Source organism: Enterobacter sp. 940_PEND, from assembly GCF_001059415.1.
GTDB lineage: Bacteria > Pseudomonadota > Gammaproteobacteria > Enterobacterales > Enterobacteriaceae > Enterobacter > Enterobacter cloacae_M.
On the sequence record NZ_JUMS01000078.1, the window covers coordinates 43,223 to 67,077 of the forward strand.

Genomic DNA, 23,855 nt, shown 5'->3' on the forward strand with positions numbered 1-23,855 from the left:
AGTGAACGTCTTATGTCTGGTCTGAGTCTCGACATCGGAAAAAACAGAGTGCAGGAGCCTGCCCGCAGGCGTCCTGCACTGCCGATGGTGGCGTTAGCTGTGTTGTTTTCATTAATGGCGCTTCTGCCTCTGGGTTTTATCATTGCCATTGGCATTGAGACCGGCTGGGAAACCATTAAGGCGCTGGTGTTTCGCCCGCGTGTTGCTGAGCTGCTCAGCAACACGCTGTGGCTGACGGCTTTAGCGGTTCCGCTGTGTATCGTGACGGGCGTGGCAATCGCCTGGCTCACGGAGCGCACGCAGCTTGCCGGGCGAGGGATCTGGTCCGCACTGGCGGTCGCCCCGCTGGCGATCCCCGCGTTTGTGCAAAGCTATGCCTGGGTGAGCGCTGTCCCGTCCATGCACGGGCTCTCCGCGGGCATTTTCCTCTCCGTACTTGCCTACTATCCGTTTATCTATATGCCGGTTGCGGCGGTGCTGCGTCGCCTTGACCCGACGCTTGAAGATGTCGCCGCTTCGCTCGGTACGCCGCCGTGGCGGGTCTTTTTCCGCGTGGTGCTGCCCCAGCTCAAGCTGGCTATCTGCGGCGGCGCGCTGCTGGTGGCGCTGCACCTGCTGGCGGAATATGGCCTGTACGTGATGATCCGCTTTGATACCTTCACCACGGCAATTTATGACCAGTTCCAGTCTACCTTCAGCGGCCCGGCGGCGAACATGCTGGCGGGCGTGCTGGCCTTGTGCTGTCTGGCTATATTAATGCTGGAGGGCGTGACGCGCGGAAAAGCACGCTACGCGCGCATTGGCGCCGGGGCCGCGCGCGAGCAGAAACGCTGGCCGCTGAAGCCTGCGGCCGCAGCGCTGGGCCAGCTGTTTTTCATCGTGCTGATCGTTCTGGCGCTGGGCGTGCCGCTAGTTGTCCTGTGTCGCTGGATTTGGCTCGGCGGCGTGCAAAACTGGATGAGTGCCGATCTCTGGCATTCGCTGCGCCAGACGCTGATGCTCGGCGTGGGCGGTGCGCTTCTGACGACCGCGTGCGTGATCCCCATCGCGTGGCTGGGTATCCGCTATCCGCATCGCATCTTCCGGATGCTTGAAGGGTGCATCTATATCACCAGCTCGCTGCCGGGCATCGTCACGGCGCTGGCGCTGGTCACCGTCACCATTCATTACGCCCGTCCCATTTACCAGACGGAAATTACCCTGTTCCTTGCCTACCTGCTGATGTTTATGCCCCGCGCGCTCATCAACCTGCGGGCGGGGATTGCGCAGGCGCCGGTTGAGCTGGAAAACGTGGCGCGCAGCCTGGGCAGCACGCCCGCGAAGGCGCTCTGGAGCGTCACGATGCGGCTGGCCGCGCCGGGCGCGGCGGCGGGTGCCGCGCTGGTTTTCCTCGGCGTCAGCAACGAGTTGACCGCCACGCTGCTGCTCTCTCCGCTGGGCACGCGCACGCTCTCCACCGGATTCTGGGCGCTGACCAGTGAAATTGACTATGTTGCTGCCGCGCCTTACGCGATGCTGATGATCCTGATTTCACTCCCGCTGACCGCCATTCTCTATATGCAGTCGAAAAAAATTGCAGGGCTATGACATGCTTGAATTAACCGCCATTTCTAAATCGTTTTCTGATGTGCAGGTGCTCGAGAGCTTAAACCTGAGCGTGGCGCCGGGGAGCAGGACGGCGATTGTCGGGCCGTCCGGGTCGGGGAAAACCACGCTGCTGCGTATTCTTGCCGGGTTCGAAACGCCTGACACCGGGCGCATTGTCATGCAGGGGAGAACGCTGTTCGATGAAAACAGTTTTGTTCCCGCCCACCTGCGCCGGATTGGTTTTGTGCCTCAGGAGGGTGCGCTGTTCCCGCACCTCAATGTGGCAGACAACATCGCCTGGGGGCTGGACGGCACCCGCCACGAGAAACGCCAGCGCGTTGAGGCGCTGATGGAGATGGTTTCTCTGGACAGGCAGCTCGCAACTCACTGGCCCCACGAGATTTCCGGCGGACAGCAGCAGCGCGTGGCCCTTGCCCGTGCGCTGGCCCAGCGGCCTTCACTGATGCTGCTGGATGAACCGTTCTCGGCTCTGGATACCGGCCTGCGCGCCACGACGCGTAAGGCAACGGCCGATCTGCTGGCCGAAGCGGGCGTGGCCTCGATTCTGGTCACCCACGATCAGAACGAAGCGTTGTCCTTTGCCACGCAGGTTGCCGTCATGCGCTCCGGGCGCTTCACGCAGGTCGGTACGCCTTATGACGTTTACACCCGTCCGGTTGACGAAGAGACGGCGCTGTTTCTTGGCGATGCCGTGATCCTGCCTGCTCAGCTCGCTGCCGGGTATGCCGTGTGCGCGCTGGGTGAAGTGCCGACGGACAACGCGCATGCGACAGGACAGGGCAGGGTAATGATGCGCCCTGAACAATTACGCGTGACGGCATGTGCAGCGGATGAAAGTCCGATCTCGATTCTCGACGTGGACTTCACCGGCCAGCTGTCGACGCTCACCCTGGGATTGGCCGGACAGCAGCAGCCGGTGATTCTGAAGACCGTAAGCCAGCCAGGATGGAACCCGGGCACGGCGGTACGCGTTGATATTGCTGGCACCGCGCGGGTATTCGAATATTCTTAATATTCGTTAGTAATTTCATGCAACGGGTTGTTATAAAAGATTTTTCCCGAACGTATGGCAATTCCTGAGATTCTCTACCATGCTCATAAAACCTCACCACACTGCGTGAGGTTTTTCGTAATTGCTGATTAATCTCAAGGAAAAAGGTTATGAAAAAGACGACTGCTATTTTGTTGGGAACGGCGTTACTGTTTACGACCAATGCATTTGCTGCACAGCTACTTACTAAAAGCGAGTTCAAAAAAGTTGCATCTCAATATAAAAAAATCGGTACGGTAAACACCTCGAATGAAGTATCGGTGGATGATGCGAAAAAAGAACTGATTGAGAAAGCCGATAAGAAAGGCGCGGATGTTCTGGTGCTCACGTCAGGGAACACCAACAATAAAATTCACGGTACGGCCAATATCTACAAGAAAAAATAACGTCATTGCAGCCACCCCCGAAGCGGGGTGGCCGTTCCCCCTCTTATCTCGCCAATTCTCCTCATGAACGCGGTTACGCTTGCCAATGCATGGATAATGCGTATAGTTCTCATTTGCATTGCATTCAACATATTCTAAGGCCCGACAACGGGTCATTTTTGCGCGCACTTTAAAATGAGTTAACGATGAACAACACCATCATGCACAAAACGCTGCTGGCGCTCGCCGTTGGCGCGGCGACACATTCCGCCATTGCGGCGGACGATCAAAAAGAGGACACCCTCGTTGTCCAGGCTGCACCAGCCAGCGATTTCAAACCCGGCGGCGACCAGCTGGTACCTGCCTTTCTTGACGGGCAGGTGGCGAACGGCGGGCGCATGGGGATGCTGGGCCAGCAGAACGCCATGGACGTGCCGTTCAACATCATCAGCTACACCTCGAAGCTGGTGGAAGATCAGCAGGCGAAAACCATTGCCGATGTCGTCGCGAACGACGCGGGCGTGCAGTTCGTTCAGGGATACGGCAACAGTGCGGAGACCTACCGCATCCGCGGCCTGAAGTTCGACGGCGACGACATGACATTTGGCGGTCTGTCCGGCGTGCTGCCGCGCCAGGTGGTGGATACCCAGATGGTTGACCGCATCGAGATCTTCAAAGGGGCCAACTCGCTGATGAACGGCGCGGCAAGCTCCGGCGTGGGCGGGATGATCAACCTTGAGCCAAAACACGCGGGCGAACTCCCGCAGGCCAAAGTCGGCGTAGACTACACCTCGGATTCCCAGATTGGAACTACGCTTGATGCGGGCCGTCGCTACGGCGACAGCGACCAGTTCGGCGCGCGGGTGAACCTGGTTCATCGCGAAGGGGAAACCGGCATACCGAATGACCGCCGCCGCACCACGCTGCTCTCTACGGGCCTGGATTACGCTGGCGACCGCTTCCGCACCTCGCTGGATCTGGGCTATCAGAAGAAAACCTTCCACGGCAGCCCGACCAGCGTCAATATTTCCGCGGTGGATTTCGTTCCCGAGCCGCCGAAAAACGATCGTAACTTCTCGCAGAAGTGGGCCTACAGCAATATCGAAAACGAATTTGGGATGTGGCGCAGCGAGTACGACATCACCGACGGCTGGACGGCCTATACCGGTCTTGGCGCGCAGCACGCGCACGAGGAAGGCATCTACAGCGCGCCGAAGCTGGTGGATAAAAGCGGCAAGGCAACGGTCAGCCGTCTTGATACCAACCGCATCAGCGATTCCGTCAGCGGCATGGCGGGCGTTCGCGGTAACTTCACTACGGGCTTCGTCTCGCACAAGGTCAACGTTGGCTATTCGGCGATGACCAAAAACGAAAAAATCGCGTGGAAAATGTCGGCGGCGAAGGATAATCCGACCACCAACATCTACCACAACACCGGCGTCGATATGCCGGACAGCACCAACCTGAACGGTTCCGGCGGAAAGTACAGCGATCCGCTGACCAGCGGGCGCACCCGTACCCAGGGCTGGCTGCTTAGCGATACGCTGGGCGTGCTGGACGACAAGCTGCTGTTCACCGCAGGCGCCCGCCATCAGAAAGTGGTCGTTCGCGGATATAACAAAGTTACCGGTGCGGAAAACGCGGCGGACGGCTTCGACGGCAGCCGCTGGATGCCCACCTACGGCGTGGTCTACAAGCCGTGGGAGGAGATTTCCCTCTATGCAAACCACACCGAAGCGCTGCAGCCGGGCAAAACTGCACCTAACACCGCCACCAACTACGGCCAGAGCACCGGTATCGTTCACTCTAAGCAGAACGAAGTGGGCGTGAAGGCGGACTTCGGCCGCGTGGGCGGATCGCTTGCGCTGTTTGAGATCAAAATGCCGTCGGCGATCCTCGACGACAGCGGCCATTACGGCCTGGATGCCGAGCAGCGAAACCGTGGCGTGGAGCTGAACGTCTTCGGCGAGCCCGCGCTGGGGATGCGCCTGAACGCCAGCGCCACCTGGCTGCAGGCCGAGCTGACCAAAACCAAAAATGGCGTGAATCAGGGTAACGATGCGATCGGGATTCCGAACTTTTACGCCGTGCTGGGTGCAGAGTACGATATCAAGCCGGTTGACGGCCTGACCGCCACCGCCCGCGTGAACCATTCCGGCGCGCAGTACGCTGACCTGGCAAACACCAAAAAGCTGGACAGCTACACCACGCTGGATCTGGGAGTGCGCTATCGCTTCGCGGTGAACCGCAATGAAAACCAGATGACGGTTCGCGCGGGCATCGACAACGTCACCAATGAAAACTACTGGGCCAGCGTGGACGATTCCGGTACCTATATTACGCAGGGCGAACCGCGCACCTTTAAGGTCTCGGTTGGCTACGCGTTTTAAGCGTTCCATCTCGTTATCCGGGGCAGGGATGCCCCAATCCCTTGCTACCTCCAGCATGAAGTGTTAAAACGTGCCCCTTCTAAAAATGAGACAGGGGTAGGACGTGAAAGACGCGTCATCCGCTTCAGGCCATGGTAGCGCTGAAGCCTCGTCGGATCAGAATCCGACGCTGCAACGTGGTTTGCAAAATCGACATATTCAGTTAATTGCCCTTGGCGGCGCGATCGGTACCGGGCTGTTTCTCGGCATCGGCCCCGCTATTCAGATGGCTGGCCCGGCGGTGCTGCTGGGTTACGGTATCGCCGGGATTATCGCCTTCCTGATCATGCGCCAGCTTGGCGAGATGGTTGTTGAAGAGCCGGTTTCAGGCTCCTTCGCGCACTTTGCTTATAAATACTGGGGCCCGTTTGCAGGCTTCCTCTCCGGCTGGAACTACTGGGTGATGTTCGTGCTGGTGGGGATGGCGGAGCTGACCGCCGCAGGCATTTACATGCAGTACTGGCTGCCGGACGTCCCGACGTGGATCTGGGCGGCGGCCTTCTTCATCATTATTAACGCCGTTAACCTCGTCAACGTGCGCCTGTATGGCGAAACCGAGTTCTGGTTTGCGCTGATCAAGGTGCTGGCGATTATCGGGATGATCGGCTTTGGCCTGTGGCTGCTCTTCTCCGGCCACGGCGGCGAGCGCGCCACGATCGACAACCTGTGGCAGCACGGCGGCTTCCTCGCCACCGGCTGGAAAGGGCTGATTCTCTCCCTGGCAGTGATCATGTTCTCCTTCGGTGGACTAGAGCTGATTGGCATTACCGCCGCGGAAGCGCGCGACCCGCATAAAAGCATTCCAAAAGCGGTCAACCAGGTGGTATACCGTATTCTGCTGTTCTACATCGGCTCGCTGGTGGTGCTGCTGGCGCTCTATCCGTGGGTGGAAGTGAAGTCCGACAGCAGCCCGTTCGTGATGATTTTCCACGATCTGAACAGCAACGTGGTGGCCTCGGCGCTGAACTTCGTCATTCTGGTGGCGTCTCTGTCGGTCTATAACAGCGGCGTTTACTCCAACAGCCGCATGCTGTTCGGCCTCTCCGTGCAGGGCAACGCGCCGAAGTTCCTCACCCGCGTCAGCCGTCGCGGCGTGCCGGTGAATTCCTTGTTCCTTTCTGGTGCTATCACCTCGCTGGTGGTGCTGATTAACTATCTGCTGCCGAAAGAGGCCTTTGGCCTGCTGATGGCGCTGGTTGTCGCTACGCTGCTGCTGAACTGGATCATGATTTGCCTGGCGCACCTGCGCTTTCGCGCCGCGATGCGCCGCAAGGGACGCGATACGCAGTTCAAAGCGCTGCTCTATCCGGCGGGGAACTATATCTGTATCGCTTTCCTGGGGCTGATTCTGGTGCTGATGTGCACCATGGATGAGATGCGCCTTTCGGCGATGCTGCTGCCGGTGTGGGTTATCTTCCTGTTTGTGGCGTTTAAGCTTTCCCGCAAAAAGTAGCGCGGTTTTCTCCCTCTCCCTGTGGGAGAGGGCCGGGGTGAGGGCACCAGACTGCATCTGCCTTCACGCCCGGCAACCCACCTTACCGATGCTGTAGGGTCAACGAGCGAATATCGTTCCCGGTCGGGGACTGGTGAATACGCAGCCCAAATTCATCCACCACCGCGAAAATATGGTCGAAGATGTCGGCCTGAATCTCCTCATATTCAGCCCAGACCACCGTGTTGGTGAAGGCGTATATTTCAATCGGCAAACCATTCGCATCAGGCGCTAGCTGGCGCACCATCAGCGTCATATCTTTGCGAATACGCGGATGGTTGCGCAGATATTCATTCAGGTAGGCGCGGAAGGTACCAATATTGGTCATCTTACGCAGGTTTAATACTGACTCCCCTTCAGCGTTCTTCTGATTCCACAGACTAATTTCCTCATGTCGCGCGGCCAGATAGGGCTTCAGCAGCTTCGCCTGAATGAGTTTCTGCTGTTCCTGCTCGTCGAGAAAATGAATGCTGGTGGTATCAATATTCAGGCTGCGCTTAATGCGTCGCCCGCCGGAGGCCGACATGCCGCTCCAGTTGATAAAGGCGTCGGAGACCAGGGCCCACGTCGGAATGGTTGTAATCGTATTATCGAAGTTGCGTACTTTAACGGTGGTCAGACCGATGTCCGTCACCGTGCCGTTGGCACCGTATTTCGGCATCTCCAGCCAGTCGCCGAGCTTGAGCATATCGTTGGCGGAAAGCTGAATCCCTGCCACAAGACCGAGTATCGGGTCTTTAAACACCAGCATCAGGACGGCAGCCATGGCGCCCAGACCGCTTATCAGAATCGCCGGAGACTGGCCGATGAGCAGGGAGATAATCAATATCCCCACCAGGATGGCGCTCACCAGCTTGATGCCCTGGAAGATCCCCTTCAGCGGCAGCTGTGATGCGGTGGACATTTTCTGCGACAGATTAAAAATCACGTCCAGCAGCGAGAAGAAGGAGAGCAGGGCATACACCATGACCCACAGCTTTGCGCATGTCGTGAGAATTTCCGCCGCTTCGCTACCTTTTTGTAGCCACAGTACCGCCTGGACGTTGACGATTATCCCCTGAAGGGTGAAGGCCAGACGGTGAAATAATTTATTCTGGGTGATGATCTGCAGCCACAAATGGCTGCTGGCCTGCGCGCGTTTTTCGAAAGCGCGAAGCACCACTTTGTGCAGAATAAAATGAACGATGATGGCGGTAAGAAAAATAATACCAAAGATAATCACTAAAGAAGTGGTGTGATTAATTTCAATGCCTAACTCTTCAACCTGAGCAATTAATTCCTGCATAACGTCTCCTGTATTGATGCAGCCCCATAATGGCGGCTGCGGATATATTATGCAAATTCACGGGCTTATTTGGTGGCCTGGCAGACCTTTACCATTGGCAGGCACAGGCGATGGCGGATGCGCAGCGTCGCCAGGGCAAGCACCACCATCATCGCCGTTTCCACCATCAGGAAGACGTTCACCGCCTGGGTGTAATCCCCGTGATGGTTCTGCAGCGCGTGGAGCAAAATCGCGCCGAAAATGGCTGGGCCAAGCCCCAGCGCGGCCTGCTGCAGCGTGCTGAGAATGGCGCTCGCGGCTCCCGCGTCGTCAGGCTGAATATCGCGCATCCCGATGCGGTAGAAGCTGTTCACGATCAGCGCCTGCCCGTAGCCGACCAGCCCGGTCGCGGGCGCCAGCGTCAGGGCGGTATTCTCCATTCCCCAGACGCGGAACGTGGCGATCAGCGCCAGCAGGCCGGCAATCTGGATCGCCAGACCCGTCAGCAGAATGGTACTGGTGCTGTAGCGAGCAATCAGCCTCGGCGCGAACCACGCCGAAATAAAGTAAGTTACGCCCAGCGCGATAAAACTGTTTCCGGACTGCCACGGTGCCATCCCCAGACCGGTTTGCATGGTCAGCGCCATACAGAACATAAACCCGGACCAGACGCTGAAAAAGAGCATCGCAATCAGAATGCCAAAGCGAACGCTGCGAAGCTGCAGCAGGCGCGGCGGGATCAGCGGATGGGCATTCTCACGCTCCTTTTTGCGCGCATTCAGCGCCGTCAGCCAGCCCAGCGGAATAATGGCGAGAAGCATAACCTTCAGCGGCCACGACCAGTGCCACTGTGGGCCGAGCGCCATCGGGAACAGCAGGCAGCAAAGAATGATCGCCAGCAGCACGGTTCCGGTCCAGTCGATGCGTGACGGCGTCTCGCGACGGGTTTCGGGTACGAAATGGCGACTTAGCGCCAGCACCACCAGACAGATCGGCACGTTGATAAAGAAGGCGTTACGCCAGCCCAGCCCGGCGATATCCGCCGACACCAGCCAGCCGCCGCCCATCTGGCCGACGATAAACGCAATCCCGCCGATGCCGCCAAACAGGCTGATGGCCTTAGCGTGCGCCGTACCTTTCAGCGTCACGTGCAGCGTGGCAAGAATTTGCGGCACGATCAGTGCGGCTCCCGCCCCCTGAACGATGCGCGCGGCCAGCAGCTGTTCAATGTTCCCCGCCATCCCGCAGAGCAGCGAGGCCAGGCCAAAGCTCGCGACGCCCCACATGAACAGACGCCGACGGCCAAAGTTATCCCCGAGCTTGCTGCCGAGCGCGAGGCAGACGGCGAAGGCCACGCCGTAGAGGGCGACAATCAGCTCCAGTTCGGTAGCGGTAGCGTGCAGCGAGTGGGTAATGGCGTCCAGCGCCACGTTGGTGATTGAGGTATCAATCATCGGCAGCATCTGGCCGGTTAGCAGCAATATCAGGCCAGCGCGGCCCGGTGAAACAACTGACGTATTCATGGTAACTCCATTGCGTCATTCAACAGATGGTCGTAGCATCAACCATCTGATAAACGGGTACCAGTTCTTGCTTATACTGGTACTGGCACTACCATGCAGGGGGATTTATGGCCTTGATGTCTGAACCCGTCGTCTCACTTCAGGATGACACCCGAAAACAGCTGGGGGCATTTTTACGCGCGCGACGCGAAAGCCTCGATCCGCAGCGTCTCGGCCTGCCGCGCAGCGGTCGCCGCCGCACGCCGGGTCTGCGCCGTGAAGAGGTGGCGATGCTCGCTGACGTGGGCGTGACCTGGTACACCTGGCTGGAGCAGGGCAGGGACGTCAATCCGTCCAGCGCGGTGATGGCCGCTGTGGCAAAAGCGCTGCAGTGTACCCCGACTGAGGCCCGACACCTGTTTCTGTTAGCGGGGTTACCGCCGGGCGAAGCGCCGCAGGCGGTCTGCTGCGAGGGCATCAGCGAGGGCACACGCCGCCTGCTCGACACCCTGCTGCCGAAACCCGCCAGCATCCAGAAGCCCAATTTCGACATCGTGGCGTGGAACGACAGCTTCGGGCACCTGATGGGCGTCGATTTCAATGAAATCCCGCCGGAAGACCGCAACTGTATTTACCTGTTTCTCACCCACCCGGCGTGGCGCGCGCGTCTCGGCAGACGCGACGATGTGCTGCCGATATTCGTCTCCTATTTCCGCGCGGCGATGGCCGAACACCGGGGCGACCCGCTGTGGGAGGCCAAACTGGCGCGCTTCTTTGCGGTGTCCGAAGAGTTCAAAACCCTGTGGCACCAGCGCAACGACGTGCGCGGCGTGGAGAACCAGCTCAAGCTGTTTACTCATCCCGAGTTGGGGGATTTTACGCTGCAGCAGATGTACTGGTACTCTGCGCCGCGAAACGGCTCGCGGCTGCTGGTTTATTTACCGGTGGATGAGGCGGGGGAAAGGGCGATGGCGTGGCTGGCGGAGCAGGGGAAATAATTTTAGCGAGGGGCTTTCAGGGAGTAAGAGCCGAGTCTGCTGAATGGATGAAACAGGTGTAAGTTGGAGTTTAACGTAAACCCCTCGAATGAATCGACATCATTTCGATGGGGTGTTAAGTCGTCTATACTCACGCCATGAGAAACCACCATGTCGCCACTGATGATTGATTCCGCAGATTTCAGCCAAAAATTAGGCCTTATCTCCCGAAACGTCGAACATACTGAAGCGTTTCTTGCGCGAGGCACGGTGGATTTTCACCTGCCCGGATTTATGCTGCCTGTGGGATATCGCCTGTTAAAATCGCGTTATGGCGATGAATATCGTCTCGTGACTACCGACGACGGAAAACCTTATACGGCGTATGCCGTTAAGTTGACGTTTCATAAAGAAATTACTTTTCCCCACGGGGCTGCGACACAGGTTATGGTCTGGCGTACGCCACGCGCGGTTCATCAGCGTGTCATCAGTGGCTTACCACAATCCTTCTTCCAGTGGGTGCTAAGCGAATACGACATTGTGGTTTCTGACAGCGAGCAAACCGGAGACGGGCAGCGGTTTTGGTTACGTATGATCGACTGGGCGTTCAGTATGAATTATCAGATAAGCGTGGCGGACGGTACGGTAGGCGAAGAGTGGCACTTAACACCGGTGAGTTCATACGCCGAGCTGGAAGAGCGCTGGATTGCGTTTGCCTGGGGATACGATCGCGATGTCCATCCACATCGCAGGTTAGTCATCAGTAAAGCGTAACGGGCCGCATTGCGCGGCCCGTTTTGTTCAGCACTCGGTTACAATCGTGCTCAGCGGCAGGCGAGACTTCGGCAGCGTGGCGTTGAAATCTTCCACGCTGTGGTGGCCAACCGGTACCACCACCAGGCTGGTAAAGCCTTTCTCTTTCAGGCCAAATTCTTCGTCGAGAATGGCGGCGTCGAAACCTTCAATCGGTACCGCGTCCAGACCCATCGCGCCTACGCCCAGCAGGAAATTACCGACGTTCAGGTAAACCTGCTTCGCCATCCACTGGTCGTCATCTTTCAGATCCACGCGGTGCATGTCGGCGAAATAGGTGCGGCCCTTGTGGTTTGCGGCTTTGGCTTCCGGCGTGTTGAAACGGCCATCGGCCTCTTCCTGATCCACGACGCGCTCCAGCCAGGCGTCATCCAGCGCGGTTTTCGCGCAGAACACTACCACGTGGGAAGCATCCAGCATTTTACGTTCGTTGAACACATAGGTGCCCGCGGCGGATTTTGCCACGCGCGCTTTTCCTTCCTCGGTGCTGGCTACAATGAAGTGCCACGGCTGGGAGTTGGTGCTGGACGGGCTGTACTGCAGCAGGGTTTTGATTTTCTCCGCTTCTTCTGCGGTCAGTTTTTTGGCTGGGTCGAACGCCTTGGTAGAGTGGCGTTTCAGGGCGACAGAAATGATATCCATAACAACTCCTGGTGATGAAATTCGCCCGCTCGCGGGCGCGAAAGGAAAGCAGATTACAGCGGGACGCGGAAAAAGATAAGTGCAATTCGAGCGCTTAATCTGTTCGTCTCAGACGAACAATCAGACCGGCCGGATCCACTTCTGGTCTTTTTTCGGCAGCTTATCGACCACCAGATTCCACGAATCCGCTATCAGGTCGGCGACCAGTTCAGGCGTGATGTCGTCAGTGCCGTAAAGCGAAATCCAGTGTTTTTTATTGAGGTGATAGCCCGGCTCAACGCCGCGATAAATTTGCTGATTTAACAAGGATTTTTCTGGGTCTGACTTGAGGCTGACGTGCGGTCGTCCGCGTACGGTGGCCATCAGCATAAAAATTTTCCCGCCCACCTTAAACACGTCGTACTCGGGGCCGAACGGCCAGCAGTGTTCGGTGAACGGCAGCTCCAGCGCCACGCGTTTTGCATGCTCCTGCAATGCTTTACTGTCCATCGTTCTCTTCCTGGGCAAGCCCGCGCCACATCACCTCAAAGCCGAGCGCTTTAAAATCAACGGCACGGGAAGGGTCGCGAGTGGCAAATTCCATTGTAGATTCGGCCAGCGATAAGAAAAGCGCATCGCCAAATGTTTTAAATTCATCTGACATAAACACCTGACGCACCGAGCGGCGGCACAGCTCATGGAGTTCCGGGAACATCTCTTTCACCGCCTGTTCCGTTTCGGCGCTCAGCTTTTCACTGACGCCGATCTGGCGGATCGCCGCATGAGAAACGGGGTTACGAATACCCCAGTCCACGTAGCTGTTCCAGATATTGCGGGTATGTTCTTTGGGCAGCGTGATGGTGCGATCGAGGTTTGCCAGCATGGCCTGGCAGAGATCCTGCTTCAGGTGCAGATAGAGGGCATTCAGCAGATCGTCTTTAGTGGGAAAGTAGCGAAACAGGGTCCCTTCGGCGACGCCCGCGTTACGGGCGATTAACGACGTTGAGGCGGCAATACCTGACTGTGCGAACGCCACCGTTGCGGCTTCCAGTAAGGCCTGTTTTTTATCTTCACTCTTCGGACGTGCCACTAAATTTTTCCCCCTGTCAATTATAAAAACCCTGATTGAAACACGTGCTTTGACACGCTGCAACGCGGAATGTCAAAGATCGAAAACGTCTTGACGACTTTATCATCATATCTATAATGAGTGCTTACTCACTCATAATCAAGTTTACCCCGCGCAAACTATCGGATGGGGCGCGTTTTCGGGTCTGGATATGAAAAAACCTCTCTTCATCTGCGTGGTGTTAATCATGATCATAGCTTCAGCTGCGAGTTTACCGTTTGTACTGAATGCCGGATTCGGCCAGCCGCCGCAGGGTGAGCAGCTCACTGAAGTGGAGGCCTCTCCCCAGTATCGCGACGGGAAATTCCACAATACGCTGCCAACGCCGGGCTATAACGGCGACAAAAACATGCTGGTCGCGACGTGGGATTTTCTGACCAAAAAAACCGAAAACGCGCGCCCGGCCCAGCCGCTGCCGCTGGTGAAAACCGATCTTGCGAGCCTGCCGCTGGAGCAGGACACCCTGGTGTGGCTCGGCCACTCCTCGTGGTACCTGCAGCTCGCGGGCAAACGCATCCTGATTGACCCGGTGCTCAGCAACTATGCCGCGCCGTTCTCGTTTCTGAATAAAGCCTTTGCCGGGGAGTATCCGTGGCGCGCTGAAAGCATGCCGGAAATCGACCTGCTGATTATCTCGCACGATCACTACGATCATCTGGATTACGCCACCATCAGGGCGCTACTGCCGAAGGTGAAGCGCGTGGTGACGCCGCTGGGCGTGGGATCCCATCTGCGCTACTGGGGGATGAAGCCAGAGATTATTGACGAGCGCGACTGGAACCAGTCGGTACGCATCAGTGATGAACTGACGGTGCATGTTCTGCCGGCGCGCCACTTCTCCGGGCGCGGCATCAAGCGCGATCGAACCCTGTGGGGCAGCTTTATGTTCGTCACGCCAGAGCAGAAGGTTTATTACAGCGGGGATTCCGGCTACGGCCCGCACTTTAAGGCCATCGGCGAGCAGTTTGATGGCGTGGATGTCGCCATCATGGAAAACGGCCAGTACGACCAGGACTGGAAGTACATCCACATGCTCCCGGAGGAAACGGCGCAGGCCTCGGTGGATCTGAACGCGAAAGCCGTTGTGCCCGGGCATAACGGACGCTTCGTGCTGGCGAAACATACGTGGAACGATCCGCTGATCCAGCTGGCTAAAGCCAGCAAGGATAAAAATTATCGGCTACTGACGCCGGCGCTGGGCGAGCCCGTCCGGGTGAATGACGCCACGCAAACCTTTCGCGCGTGGTGGGAATAATGTTTAAGCGAGAAGCAGAGGGGGACAGCAGCATGACCATTTCCGCTCAAGTCATCGACACTATCGTCGAATGGATCGACGACAATCTGCACCAGCCATTACGTATAGAAGAGATTGCTCGCCACGCGGGCTACTCGAAGTGGCACCTGCAGCGGCTGTTTATGCAGTACAAAGGGGAGAGTCTGGGGCGTTATATCCGTGAACGCAAGCTGCTGCTGGCGGCGCGCGATCTGCGTGAATCCGACGCTCGGGTGTACGACATCTGCCTGCGTTACGGGTTTGACTCGCAGCAGACGTTTACCCGTATCTTCACCCGGACGTTCAACCAGCCGCCTGGTGCGTACCGCAAGGAGAACCACAGTCAGCCGCACTGAGCTGTTTTCCGCCCTGGCGGGTCAGGAAAATTGCCATCACAGGCCGGGTAAGGCGAAGTCGCCACCCGGCTTTTTTATTGGCTTACGACGCCAGTGAAAACCAGCGGCGCCAGACGAAACGCAGGACGAAGAATTCGATGGCACCCAGCAGTAAAAACCACACGCAGAACAGAATGGTGTAAAGCTGGTTCAGATCGACCATATGAAAGGTCTGAACCAGCTTCTGCGCCAGCACCAGACCCAGCGACGGCGCGGGTAACAGCAGGCAGGAGAGCAGGGCAAGCAATAAAATGCCGCCTGCCGTAAGCAGCGATTCTAACGGGTGTTTCATCGTAATGTTAATCGTCAGTTAAAAATGTCATTGTCCGGCATCCTGTAACGTAAAGCAATATCAGCGATTCAGGCGTTATTGAATAAAACGAAGATATTATTTAGCGAATAAATAACAAAATACGACCCAGCATTTATATTAATATCGCGTTATGTAAATAAACGTCTTTATCAGGAAAATAATTTTACAAATGTATAGGTGCTATAACCAATTAACGTGGCAATAACAATGGCTGCGATAATGTATAACGCCAGGCGACGCCCGCGATAAATACCAAACATGGATCCTCCTCGTTTAGATTTGGTTTAGAAATATTTTGTAAAAATTGGCTCATCAAAATAGTTTTAAGCAGTTTTGAATAACCGAGAAGTCATTATATTGCGGTAGATCAATTTTACCCGCAAGACTTTAAAATGAATTTATTTATGCCCGAAAGGAATTCAGGCTTCTTTTCACCGGATATTGAAGGAAAAATACGATGACCGAGAAAAAATTATCCCCAAACGTGCCGCCTTCCGGCGGGCTGGCATATCAGCAGACCACAGAGCAGGTGCTTGCTCACATGAAGAGCCAGGCCAGCGGTCTGGACCGTGCAGAGGCGCAGGCGCGTCTGCAAAAACATGGCCCCAATGCGCTGCCGGAGAAAAAAGGCAAACCCGCCTGGCTGCGTTTTTTGGCCCATTTTAATGATGTCATGATTTATGTCCTGCTGGCCGCCGCCGTATTAACGGCAATCATGGGCCACTGGGTTGATACGCTGGTTATTCTGGGCGTGGCGGTAATCAATGCTTTAATTGGTCATATCCAGGAAAGCAACGCGGAAAAATCCCTGAAGAGTATTCGCAATATGCTCTCCAGCGAGGCGCGCGTTATTCGTAACGGCAACCACGAAACGATACCCACAACTGAAATAGTCCCGGGCGATATTATCGTATTACGCGCGGGAGATCGTATTCCTGCGGATATGCGTTTAATCGAAGCGCATAATTTACGCGTGGAAGAGGCGATTCTGACCGGTGAATCCACCGTGGTGGATAAACACGTTAATCCGCTGAGCGGTGAACTGCCGCTGGGCGATCGGACCAATATGGTCTTCTCCGGGACGACCGTAAGCGCGGGCGGCGGCGTAGGCGTGGTCACCGCGACCGGTAAGGATACGGAGCTTGGCCACATCAACCAGATGATGGCGGGCATCGAAAAGCACCGCACGCCGCTGCTGGTGCAGATGGACAAGCTGGGTAAAGCGATCTTCGCCATTATCCTGGCGATGATGGCCGCGCTGTTTGTCTTCAGCCTGGCGTTCCGCGAGATCCCGATGGGCGAGCTGCTGCTCTCCCTGATTAGCCTGGCAGTGGCCTCCGTGCCGGAAGGCCTGCCGGCGATTATCTCCATCATCCTCTCCCTGGGCGTGCAGGCGATGGCGCGCAAGCGGGCAATTATCCGCAAGCTGCCGACGGTTGAAACCCTGGGCGCGATGACCGTGGTCTGCTCGGATAAAACCGGCACCCTGACCATGAACGAGATGACGGTCAAAGCCATTATCACCGCTGACGCCTGCTACCGCGTGGACGGCAACAGCTACGAGCCGGTAGGCAATATCTACCTGGAAGGCAGCGATGAGCCGGTCCACATCCAGCCGGGCACCGTGCTGGAACAGTACCTGCGCACCATCGACCTGTGTAACGACAGCCAGCTGATTCAGGACGAGCGCGGCCTGTGGGGCATCACCGGTGGGCCGACCGAGGGCGCGCTGAAGGTGCTGGCGGCGAAGGCCAGTCTTGAGCCGGTCATGACCACGCTGGTTAACAAGATCCCGTTCGACTCGCAGTACAAGTACATGAGCACCCACTACCAGATTGGCGGTGAGGAGCAGATCCTGATCACCGGCGCGCCGGACGTCATTTTCGCCCTGTGTGCCGAGCAGCAGACCCGCAACGGCGTGGAAGCCTTCAACCGCGCGTACTGGGAAAGCGAGATGGAGCGCTATGCGCGTCAGGGGCTGCGCATGGTTGCCGCGGCGTTCAAGCCGGCGAACGGTGAGCAGGAACTGACGCACGACGACCTGAGCCACGGCCTGATCTTCCTCGGTATCGCCGGGATGATGGATCCGCCGCGTCCGGAAGCCATTGATGCGATTAACGCCTGCCAGCAGGCGGGGATCCGCGTGAAGATGATCACCGGGGATCACCCGCAGACGGCGATGAGCATCGGCCAGATGCTGGGGATCACCAACAGCGAGCAGGCGGTCACCGGCTACGAGCTGGAGAAAATGGACGACGCCGCGCTGGCGGAAGCGGCGGTGAAGTATGACATCTTCGCCCGTACCAGCCCGGAGCATAAGCTGCGCCTGGTGAAAGCGCTGCAGGACAAGGGCGAAATCGTCGGCATGACCGGTGACGGCGTGAACGATGCCCCGGCGCTGCGTCAGGCTGACGTCGGTATCGCGATGGGCATCAAGGGCACGGAAGTGACCAAAGAGGCGGCGGACATGGTCCTGACGGACGATAACTTCGCCACCATCGCCAGCGCGGTGAAAGAGGGGCGTCGCGTTTACGACAACCTGAAGAAGACCATCCTGTTCATCATGCCGACCAACCTCGCGCAGGGTCTGCTGATTGTGATTGCGCTGCTGGCGGGGAACATCATTCCGCTGACGCCTGTGCTGATTCTGTGGATGAACATGGCCACCTCCGCCACGCTCTCCTTCGGCCTGGCCTTTGAGGCCGCGGAGCGCAACATCATGCGCCGTCCGCCGCGTCAGACCGGGCAGCACGTGATGGACGCCTACGCCGTATGGCGCGTGGCCTTCGTCGGCACCATGATTGCCATCGCCGCCTTTGCGCTGGAGGCCTGGCTGGCCCCGCGCGGCCACAGCGCGGAGTTCATCCGCACCGTGCTGCTGCAGATGCTGGTCTGCGCCCAGTGGGTGTACATGATTAACTGCCGCAACACCGAAGGGTTCTCCCTGAACCGCGGCCTGCTGGCGAACAAAGGGATCTGGCTGGTGACGGGCGTGCTATTCCTGCTCCAGGCGGCGATTATCTACCTGCCGTTGATGCAGATGTTGTTCGGCACCGAAGCCCTGCCGCTGCGCTACTGGTTTGTGACTCTGGCGGTGGCGGGCGTGATGTTCTTCGTCGTCGAAATCGAGAAGCGACTGACCCGCAGGTTCCGTCAGGCTGCATAACCTTTTGCCCTCACCCTAACCCTCTCCCACAGGGAGAGGGGACTCTGACCTCCCTCTCCCTGTGGGAGAGGGCCGGGGTGAGGGGAGAAACAACGCTGAGGTACTCCCATGAAACTCCCACTCCTGTTCGCACTTCTCGCCTGCACCCTGCAACCCGTATTCGCCGCCGCCATCCCCGTTCGCGTCGCCACCGTGGAGCAGACCGCCCACGCCGCCGAGCGCCAGATCCCTGGCCGCATCGAAGCCATCCACACCGTTGAGCTGCGCGCGCGCACCGAAGGCGCGATCGCCAAAATCCACTTCCGCGACGGGCAGTACGTGAAACAAGGCGACCTGCTGTTCGAGCTGGACGACGCCGAGCCGCGCGCCGCCCTGCGCCTGGCGCAGGCCGAGGTAAGAAGCGCCGAAGCCACGCTGCGCCAGGCGCAGCAGCAGCTTTCCCGCTTTGAAAGCCTGGGCAGCAGCAACGCCATCAGCCGTCACGACGTGGACAACGCCCGCATGCAAAGGGACGTGGCGAGCGCCGCGCTGGAGCAGGCAAAAGCCCGGCTCGAAACCCGTAATGTCACTCTGAACTACACCCGCATCACCTCGCCGATTGACGGTCGCGTAGGGCACAGCCGGTTCCACGTCGGCAGCCTGGTCAACCCTGCCAGCGGCGTGCTGGTGGAGGTGGTGCAGCTCGATCCCATCCGCATCGCCTTTGCTCTGGAAGAGGGCGCATTTGCCACTAAAGCCGGACAGCATGCGGATATCAGCGCCATGAAGCAGGGCTGGCAGGCGTTCATTGACAGCAACGGCCAGCGCGTCAGCGGCGAGCTCACCTCAGTGGACAACCGCATCGATCCGCGCACCGCCAGCGTGATGCTGCGCGCCGAGTTTGCCAACCCGCGCCATCAGCTGTTGCCCGGCGGCAGCGTGAACGTGACGCTGCGCCCGGCCAGCGAGCTGTCGGTTCTGACCCTACCCGCGGCGGCGGTCCAGCAGAACGGCGACGGGTTCTTTGCCTGGGTGGTTAACGCCGACGGAAAAGCCGAAATGCGGCCGCTGAAGATCGCCGGACAGATCGGCCAGCAGTTCCGGATCACCTCCGGCGTGAAGTCCGGTGAGCGAGCGATTACTGACGGCGCGCAGCGCGTGCAGCCAGGCGCTGCCGTCCAGATACTGAATTAAGGAGCCATCATGCTGACGTTTTTCATCAAACGCCCGCGCTTCGCGATGGTGATTGCGCTGGTCATCACCCTGCTGGGGGCCATTGCGCTGAGGATTATCCCGGTGGAGCAGTACCCGCAGATCGCGCCGCCGGTGGTGAATGTGTCTGCCAGCTGGCCGGGCGCCAGCTCGGCTGACGTGGCGGAGGCTATCGCCACGCCGCTGGAGACCCAGCTGAACGGCGTGGATCACATGCTCTACATGGAGTCCACCAGCTCGGACGAAGGCTCGTACAGCCTGAACATTACCTTCGCGGCGGGCACCGATCCGGACCTCGCCGCCATCGACGTGCAAAACCGCGTGGCGCAGGCCGTGGCGCAGCTCCCGACCGAAGCGCAGCAAAACGGCGTGCAGGTGCGCAAGCGCGCCACCAACCTGATGATGGGGGTAAGTCTTTACTCACCGAACAACACCCATACGCCGCTGTTCGTCAGCAACTACGCCAGCACCCAGGTGCGCGAGGCGCTGTCCCGCCTGCCGGGCGTCGGGCAGGTGCAGATGTTTGGCGCGCGCGACTACAGTATGCGCATCTGGCTGCGTCCGGACCGCATGAACGCCCTGAACGTCACCACCGACGACGTGGCGCAGGCGCTGCGCGAGCAGAACGTGCAGGGGGCGGCAGGCCAGGTCGGCACGCCGCCGGTGTTTAACGGCCAGCAGCAGACTCTGACCATCAACGGGCTGGGACGCTTAAGCCAGGCCGAAGACTTTGCCGATATCATCATCCGCGCGGGCGAGATGGGCCAGCTGGTGCGTCTGAAGGACGTCGCAACCATCGAGCTCGGCTCGCGAAGCTACAGCTCCGGCGCGCAGCTGAACGGGCACGACTCCGCCTATCTCGGCATCTACCCGACGCCGTCCGCCAACGCCCTGCGCGTGGCCGACGCGGTGCGCGCGGAGCTGGAACGCCTCTCGACGCGCTTCCCGGACGACCTGGTCTACGAGGTGAAATTCGACACCACCTCATTTGTTGCGGCCACGATTAAAGAGATCGGCGTCTCGCTGGCGCTCACCCTGCTGGCGGTTGTGGTGGTCGTTTCCCTGTTCCTGCAAAGCTGGCGCGCGACGCTGATTGTCGCGCTCGCCATTCCGGTATCGCTGGTGGGCACCTTCGCTGTGCTCTACACGCTCGGCTACTCCGCCAACACCCTCAGCCTGTTCGCCATTATTCTGGCGCTGACCATGGTGGTGGATGACGCCATCGTGGTGGTGGAGAGCGTCGAAACGCTGATGGCGGAAGGGCAGAGCCGCACGGCGGCGACCGCGCTGGCGCTGCGCCAGATCGCCGGGCCGGTCATCGCCACGACGCTGGTGCTGCTGGCGGTGTTTGTGCCGGTAGCGCTCCTGCCGGGGATTGTCGGCGAGCTGTACCGCCAGTTTGCGGTGACGCTCTCGACGGCCGTGACGCTCTCAAGCCTGGTGGCGCTGACCCTGACGCCCGCCCTGTGCGCGATGCTGCTGCGTCCGCGCCCGGCGCAGCCCGCGGCAATTTTCCGTGGGTTCAACCGGGGGCTGGAGGCCACGCGTGGCGTCTACACCCGCATCGTGACTATCTTCAACCTTCGCCCGTGGCTGGCGCTGCTGGCCACCGCAGGCGCGGCGGCCGTGGTGGCGTTCAGCTTTACGTCGATGCCTAAAAGCTTCCTGCCGCAGGAGGATCAGGGCTACTTCTTTGCCAGCGTTCAACTGCCGGAGGCGGCCTCGCTGGAGCGCACCGAAGCGGTGATGAACACGGCACGCGAACTCATCGCTAAAAATCCGGCGGTTGAAGACGTGATTCAGGTCTCCGGATTTAACATTCTCAACGGCACCAGCGCCTCCAACGGCGGGTTTATCTCCATCATGCTCAAAGACTGGAGCGAGCGTCCGCCGCTGGATGAGGTGATGGGTACCCTGCAGCGCCAGCTGCTGGCCCTGCCGGAAGCGACCATCATGACCTTCGCGCCGCCGACGCTGCCGGGGCTGGGCAACGCCTCCGGCTTCGACCTGCGCATACAGGCGCAGGCGGGGCAGAGCCCGGCGGAGCTGGAGCGCGTGACGCGTGAAGTGCTGGCGAAAGCCAACCAGCATCCGCAGCTGAGCCGCGTGTTCACCACCTGGAGCAGCAACGTGCCGCAGCTGACGCTGACCGTTGACCGCGAGCGCGCCGCGCGCCTCGACGTGCCGGTGTCGCGCATCTTCAGCAGCCTGCAAACCGCCTTTGGCGGCACGCGCGCCGGGGATTTCAGCGTCAACAACCGCGTCTACCACGTAGTGATGCAGAACGAGATGCAGTGGCGCGAGCGCGCCGAGCAGATCGGCGAGCTGTTCGTGCGCAGCAACAGCGGCGAGCGGGTGCGCCTGAGCAACCTCGTCACCATTACGCCGACCGTCGGCGCGCCGTTCCTGCAGCAGTACAACCAGTTCCCGTCCGTGTCGGTGAGCGGCTCGGCGGCGGAAGGAGTGAGCAGCAGCACCGCGATGGCGGCGATGGGCGAGATTCTGGCGGAAAACTTGCCAGCCGGGTACGACTATGCCTGGAGCGGCATGTCGTATCAGGAGCAGCAGACCGGCAATCAGGCGATATGGATTGTGCTGGCGGCGGTGGTGATGGCGTGGCTGTTCCTCGTTGCCCAGTACGAGAGCTGGACGCTCCCGGCGAGCGTGATGCTCTCGGTGCTTTTCGCCATCGGCGGGGCGCTGGTCTGGCTGTGGTTGGCGGGCTACGCCAACGACGTGTACGTGCAGATTGGTCTGGTGCTATTGATAGCCCTTGCCGCCAAGAACGCGATCCTGATCGTGGAGTTCGCCCGCGCGCGGCGCATGGACGGAATGGCGATTGTCGATGCCGCGCGGGAAGGGGCATCGCGCCGCTTCCGCGCGGTGATGATGACCGCCGTGTCGTTCATTATCGGCGTATTGCCGATGATGCTGGCGACCGGGGCGGGTGCCCAGAGCCGCCGCATCATCGGCACCACGGTGTTCAGCGGCATGCTGGTGGCGACCGTGGTGGGGATTGTGTTTATCCCCGCGCTGTTCGTGCTGTTCCAGCGCCTGCGCGAGTGGGGCCACGGACTTACGGACTCGTCGCCCACAGCTCGCAGTGCTTCTGAACCAGAGAAATCAGCGAGCCACCGTCGGCGATAAACTCCCGCATGCGCTGCGCCTCGCTCTTGCCCTGCTTTAACAGCAGGGCAATTTCATTGACTGCGCTCGTTGCGCCGAGCTTCTCGGCCGACGGCGCAACCTGCTCCAGCAGCCACGCAATGTCTTCCGCCACGGTTTTGTGCTCGCCGGTGTGCACGTCCGTCAGGATCCCTTCCAGCCCGTAGCGACACGCCTGAAAACGATTAAAACGGTAGAGCAGAAAATCCCGTTCCTGATGCTTATACGGCCGCGCGGTCAGCAGCCAGTGCGAGGTCGCCTGGATAAGCCCGGCGATGTTAATGGCGTGGCCGAGCGTCAGCGGCGTATCCATCACCCGCACCTCGACGGTGCCGAAGTGCGGGCTGGGGCGGATGTCCCAGTGCAGATCCTTAATGCTGTCGATCATGCTGGTGGAACTCAGGCGGCGGAACAGCCCCTCGAACTCTTGCCAGCTGTTGACCCACGGCATCTGGCCGTTATCCGGAAATCCCGAGAATATGTTGAGCCGCGACGAGGAGAACTTCGTGTCCGTGCCCTGCATATACGGCGAGGCGGCCGCCAGGGCGATAAAGTGCGGCACGAAGCGCGACAGGCCGTGCAGCAGGTAAATCGCGTCGTCCCCGGTCCGGCAGCCGACGTGCACGTGCTGGCCGAATACCGTCGCCTGCAAAATCAGGTAGCCAAAGCGCTCCAGCGTGACGTTATAGCGCTCGTCGTCGCACACCTCCTGACGCTGCCACTTCTGGAACGGGTGCGTCCCGCCGCCGCAGATCTGGATATGCTGCTCCGCCGCCGCGCGCAGGATGCTCTGCTGCATCACCGAGAACTGCGCCGCCGCCTGGTCGATGTTCTGGCATACGCCGGTGGCGATTTCGAGCATGCTTTCGGTGATGTCGTGTTTGACCTCGCCGCCTTTGATGTCGTCTTTGACGGCGGCGATAAGCGCGGAGGAGTCCTGGCTCAGATCGTATCCCGGCGGGTTAACCACCTGCAGTTCGAGCTCGATGCCAAGGGTGAAAGGTTCAGAGGACTTAAAATCGGGTAAAGGCATGGCGCACTCCGTTGTCTGTTGTGTGTTGAGTATAGACAACGACGTGGCGCTCACTTTTCAGGGTGGTA

The 23,855-nt window shown here is 59.2% G+C and carries 19 protein-coding genes; 12 read left to right on the plus strand and 7 right to left on the minus strand.

The features are described from left to right. Nucleotides 1–12 precede the first annotated feature (12 nt). The 5 genes from ADJ24_RS10980 (at nt 13) to pheP (ending at nt 6,906) form a co-directional block, all read left to right on the plus strand. Nucleotides 13–1,587, plus strand: coding sequence for an ABC transporter permease (locus ADJ24_RS10980; RefSeq protein ID WP_023310652.1), 1,575 nt, complete (start codon nt 13–15; stop codon nt 1,585–1,587). Between the two features lies 1 nt (nt 1,588). Further along, the gene (locus ADJ24_RS10985; RefSeq protein ID WP_023310653.1) at nt 1,589–2,620 is read left to right on the plus strand and encodes an ABC transporter ATP-binding protein; all 1,032 of its coding nucleotides are present in this window, start codon (nt 1,589–1,591) and stop codon (nt 2,618–2,620) included. A 149-nt stretch (nt 2,621–2,769) separates the two neighbouring features. Beyond that, complete coding sequence (gene yahO, locus ADJ24_RS10990) at nt 2,770–3,045, plus strand: DUF1471 family periplasmic protein YahO (protein WP_023310654.1); 276 nt, start codon at nt 2,770–2,772, stop codon at nt 3,043–3,045. A 185-nt stretch (nt 3,046–3,230) separates the two neighbouring features. After that, nucleotides 3,231–5,414, plus strand: a complete 2,184-nt coding sequence (locus tag ADJ24_RS10995; RefSeq protein ID WP_023310655.1) for a TonB-dependent receptor — start codon at nt 3,231–3,233, stop codon at nt 5,412–5,414. A gap of 103 nt (nt 5,415–5,517) precedes the next feature. After that, nucleotides 5,518–6,906: a phenylalanine transporter gene (pheP, locus tag ADJ24_RS11000; protein WP_045400812.1), complete on the plus strand. Its 1,389-nt coding sequence runs from the start codon at nt 5,518–5,520 to the stop codon at nt 6,904–6,906. An 82-nt stretch (nt 6,907–6,988) separates the two neighbouring features. Here pheP and ADJ24_RS11005 read toward each other — a convergent pair whose 3' ends face one another. Continuing rightward, a complete protein-coding gene (locus tag ADJ24_RS11005; protein ID WP_023310657.1) occupies nt 6,989–8,230 on the minus strand; it encodes a mechanosensitive ion channel family protein in 1,242 nt (413 codons plus the stop codon). Between the two features lie 65 nt (nt 8,231–8,295). Then, the gene (locus ADJ24_RS11010) at nt 8,296–9,732 is read right to left on the minus strand and encodes an MFS transporter (RefSeq protein ID WP_023310658.1); all 1,437 of its coding nucleotides are present in this window, start codon (nt 9,730–9,732) and stop codon (nt 8,296–8,298) included. Between the two features lie 107 nt (nt 9,733–9,839). Between ADJ24_RS11010 and ADJ24_RS11015 the strand changes: the two genes are divergently transcribed. Further along, entirely contained in the window at nt 9,840–10,709 is an 870-nt protein-coding gene (locus ADJ24_RS11015) for a helix-turn-helix transcriptional regulator (RefSeq protein WP_023310659.1), read from the plus strand. 150 nt (nt 10,710–10,859) lie between these two features. Then, nucleotides 10,860–11,462: a hypothetical protein gene (locus ADJ24_RS11020; RefSeq protein WP_023310660.1), complete on the plus strand. Its 603-nt coding sequence runs from the start codon at nt 10,860–10,862 to the stop codon at nt 11,460–11,462. A gap of 27 nt (nt 11,463–11,489) precedes the next feature. Here ADJ24_RS11020 and nfsB read toward each other — a convergent pair whose 3' ends face one another. The 3 genes from nfsB to ADJ24_RS11035 form a co-directional block, all read right to left on the minus strand. Then, nucleotides 11,490–12,143 carry an oxygen-insensitive NAD(P)H nitroreductase gene (gene nfsB, locus ADJ24_RS11025; RefSeq protein WP_023310661.1) on the minus strand — a complete coding sequence of 218 codons (654 nt, stop codon included), beginning with the start codon at nt 12,141–12,143 and terminating at the stop codon, nt 11,490–11,492. Between the two features lie 120 nt (nt 12,144–12,263). After that, nucleotides 12,264–12,632 (minus strand): MmcQ/YjbR family DNA-binding protein, encoded by a 369-nt coding sequence (locus tag ADJ24_RS11030; RefSeq protein ID WP_023310662.1) that lies wholly within the window; start codon nt 12,630–12,632, stop codon nt 12,264–12,266. Beyond that, nucleotides 12,622–13,212 (minus strand): TetR/AcrR family transcriptional regulator, encoded by a 591-nt coding sequence (locus ADJ24_RS11035; protein WP_023310663.1) that lies wholly within the window; start codon nt 13,210–13,212, stop codon nt 12,622–12,624. Before ADJ24_RS11035 ends, ADJ24_RS11030 begins: the two co-directional genes overlap by 11 nt. Before the next feature lie 190 nt (nt 13,213–13,402). On the opposite strand from ADJ24_RS11035, the gene ADJ24_RS11040 reads away from it, so the two are divergent. Then, nucleotides 13,403–14,506, plus strand: a complete 1,104-nt coding sequence (locus tag ADJ24_RS11040; RefSeq protein ID WP_023310664.1) for an MBL fold metallo-hydrolase — start codon at nt 13,403–13,405, stop codon at nt 14,504–14,506. Nucleotides 14,507–14,538: 32 nt separating this feature from the next. Next, on the plus strand, nt 14,539–14,880 hold the full coding sequence (locus tag ADJ24_RS11045; protein ID WP_032668308.1) for a RamA family antibiotic efflux transcriptional regulator: 342 nt from the start codon (nt 14,539–14,541) through the stop codon (nt 14,878–14,880). 82 nt (nt 14,881–14,962) lie between these two features. Here the strand turns inward: ADJ24_RS11045 and ADJ24_RS11050 are convergent, their stop codons facing one another. Then, the gene (locus ADJ24_RS11050; RefSeq protein WP_013097677.1) at nt 14,963–15,211 is read right to left on the minus strand and encodes a DUF1158 domain-containing protein; all 249 of its coding nucleotides are present in this window, start codon (nt 15,209–15,211) and stop codon (nt 14,963–14,965) included. A 478-nt stretch (nt 15,212–15,689) separates the two neighbouring features. Between ADJ24_RS11050 and ADJ24_RS11055 the strand changes: the two genes are divergently transcribed. The 3 genes from ADJ24_RS11055 to ADJ24_RS11065 all read left to right on the plus strand — a co-directional run bounded on the left by ADJ24_RS11055 (nt 15,690) and on the right by ADJ24_RS11065 (nt 22,736). Beyond that, nucleotides 15,690–18,398, plus strand: a complete 2,709-nt coding sequence (locus ADJ24_RS11055; RefSeq protein WP_023310666.1) for a cation-transporting P-type ATPase — start codon at nt 15,690–15,692, stop codon at nt 18,396–18,398. Between the two features lie 108 nt (nt 18,399–18,506). Beyond that, on the plus strand, nt 18,507–19,571 hold the full coding sequence (locus tag ADJ24_RS11060) for an efflux RND transporter periplasmic adaptor subunit (protein ID WP_023310667.1): 1,065 nt from the start codon (nt 18,507–18,509) through the stop codon (nt 19,569–19,571). A 9-nt stretch (nt 19,572–19,580) separates the two neighbouring features. Next, nucleotides 19,581–22,736, plus strand: coding sequence for an efflux RND transporter permease subunit (locus tag ADJ24_RS11065; protein WP_023310668.1), 3,156 nt, complete (start codon nt 19,581–19,583; stop codon nt 22,734–22,736). On the opposite strand, the gene ADJ24_RS11070 is transcribed toward ADJ24_RS11065, so the two are convergent. Then, nucleotides 22,666–23,787, minus strand: coding sequence for a YbdK family carboxylate-amine ligase (locus ADJ24_RS11070; protein WP_023310669.1), 1,122 nt, complete (start codon nt 23,785–23,787; stop codon nt 22,666–22,668). The genes ADJ24_RS11065 and ADJ24_RS11070 overlap by 71 nt on opposite strands. Nucleotides 23,788–23,855 lie beyond the last annotated feature (68 nt).

Coding starts and splice junctions, on each gene's coding strand:
- ADJ24_RS10980 (WP_023310652.1), top strand. CDS start 13: ATGTCTGGTCTGAGTCTCGACATCGGAAAAAACAGAGTGCAGGAGCCT.
- ADJ24_RS10985 (WP_023310653.1), top strand. CDS start 1,589: ATGCTTGAATTAACCGCCATTTCTAAATCGTTTTCTGATGTGCAGGTG.
- yahO (WP_023310654.1), top strand. CDS start 2,770: ATGAAAAAGACGACTGCTATTTTGTTGGGAACGGCGTTACTGTTTACG.
- ADJ24_RS10995 (WP_023310655.1), top strand. CDS start 3,231: ATGAACAACACCATCATGCACAAAACGCTGCTGGCGCTCGCCGTTGGC.
- ADJ24_RS11005 (WP_023310657.1), bottom strand. CDS start 8,230: ATGCAGGAATTAATTGCTCAGGTTGAAGAGTTAGGCATTGAAATTAAT.
- ADJ24_RS11010 (WP_023310658.1), bottom strand. CDS start 9,732: ATGAATACGTCAGTTGTTTCACCGGGCCGCGCTGGCCTGATATTGCTG.
- ADJ24_RS11015 (WP_023310659.1), top strand. CDS start 9,840: ATGGCCTTGATGTCTGAACCCGTCGTCTCACTTCAGGATGACACCCGA.
- ADJ24_RS11020 (WP_023310660.1), top strand. CDS start 10,860: ATGTCGCCACTGATGATTGATTCCGCAGATTTCAGCCAAAAATTAGGC.
- nfsB (WP_023310661.1), bottom strand. CDS start 12,143: ATGGATATCATTTCTGTCGCCCTGAAACGCCACTCTACCAAGGCGTTC.
- ADJ24_RS11030 (WP_023310662.1), bottom strand. CDS start 12,632: ATGGACAGTAAAGCATTGCAGGAGCATGCAAAACGCGTGGCGCTGGAG.
- ADJ24_RS11040 (WP_023310664.1), top strand. CDS start 13,403: ATGAAAAAACCTCTCTTCATCTGCGTGGTGTTAATCATGATCATAGCT.
- ADJ24_RS11045 (WP_032668308.1), top strand. CDS start 14,539: ATGACCATTTCCGCTCAAGTCATCGACACTATCGTCGAATGGATCGAC.
- ADJ24_RS11050 (WP_013097677.1), bottom strand. CDS start 15,211: ATGAAACACCCGTTAGAATCGCTGCTTACGGCAGGCGGCATTTTATTG.
- ADJ24_RS11055 (WP_023310666.1), top strand. CDS start 15,690: ATGACCGAGAAAAAATTATCCCCAAACGTGCCGCCTTCCGGCGGGCTG.
- ADJ24_RS11060 (WP_023310667.1), top strand. CDS start 18,507: ATGAAACTCCCACTCCTGTTCGCACTTCTCGCCTGCACCCTGCAACCC.
- ADJ24_RS11065 (WP_023310668.1), top strand. CDS start 19,581: ATGCTGACGTTTTTCATCAAACGCCCGCGCTTCGCGATGGTGATTGCG.
- ADJ24_RS11070 (WP_023310669.1), bottom strand. CDS start 23,787: ATGCCTTTACCCGATTTTAAGTCCTCTGAACCTTTCACCCTTGGCATC.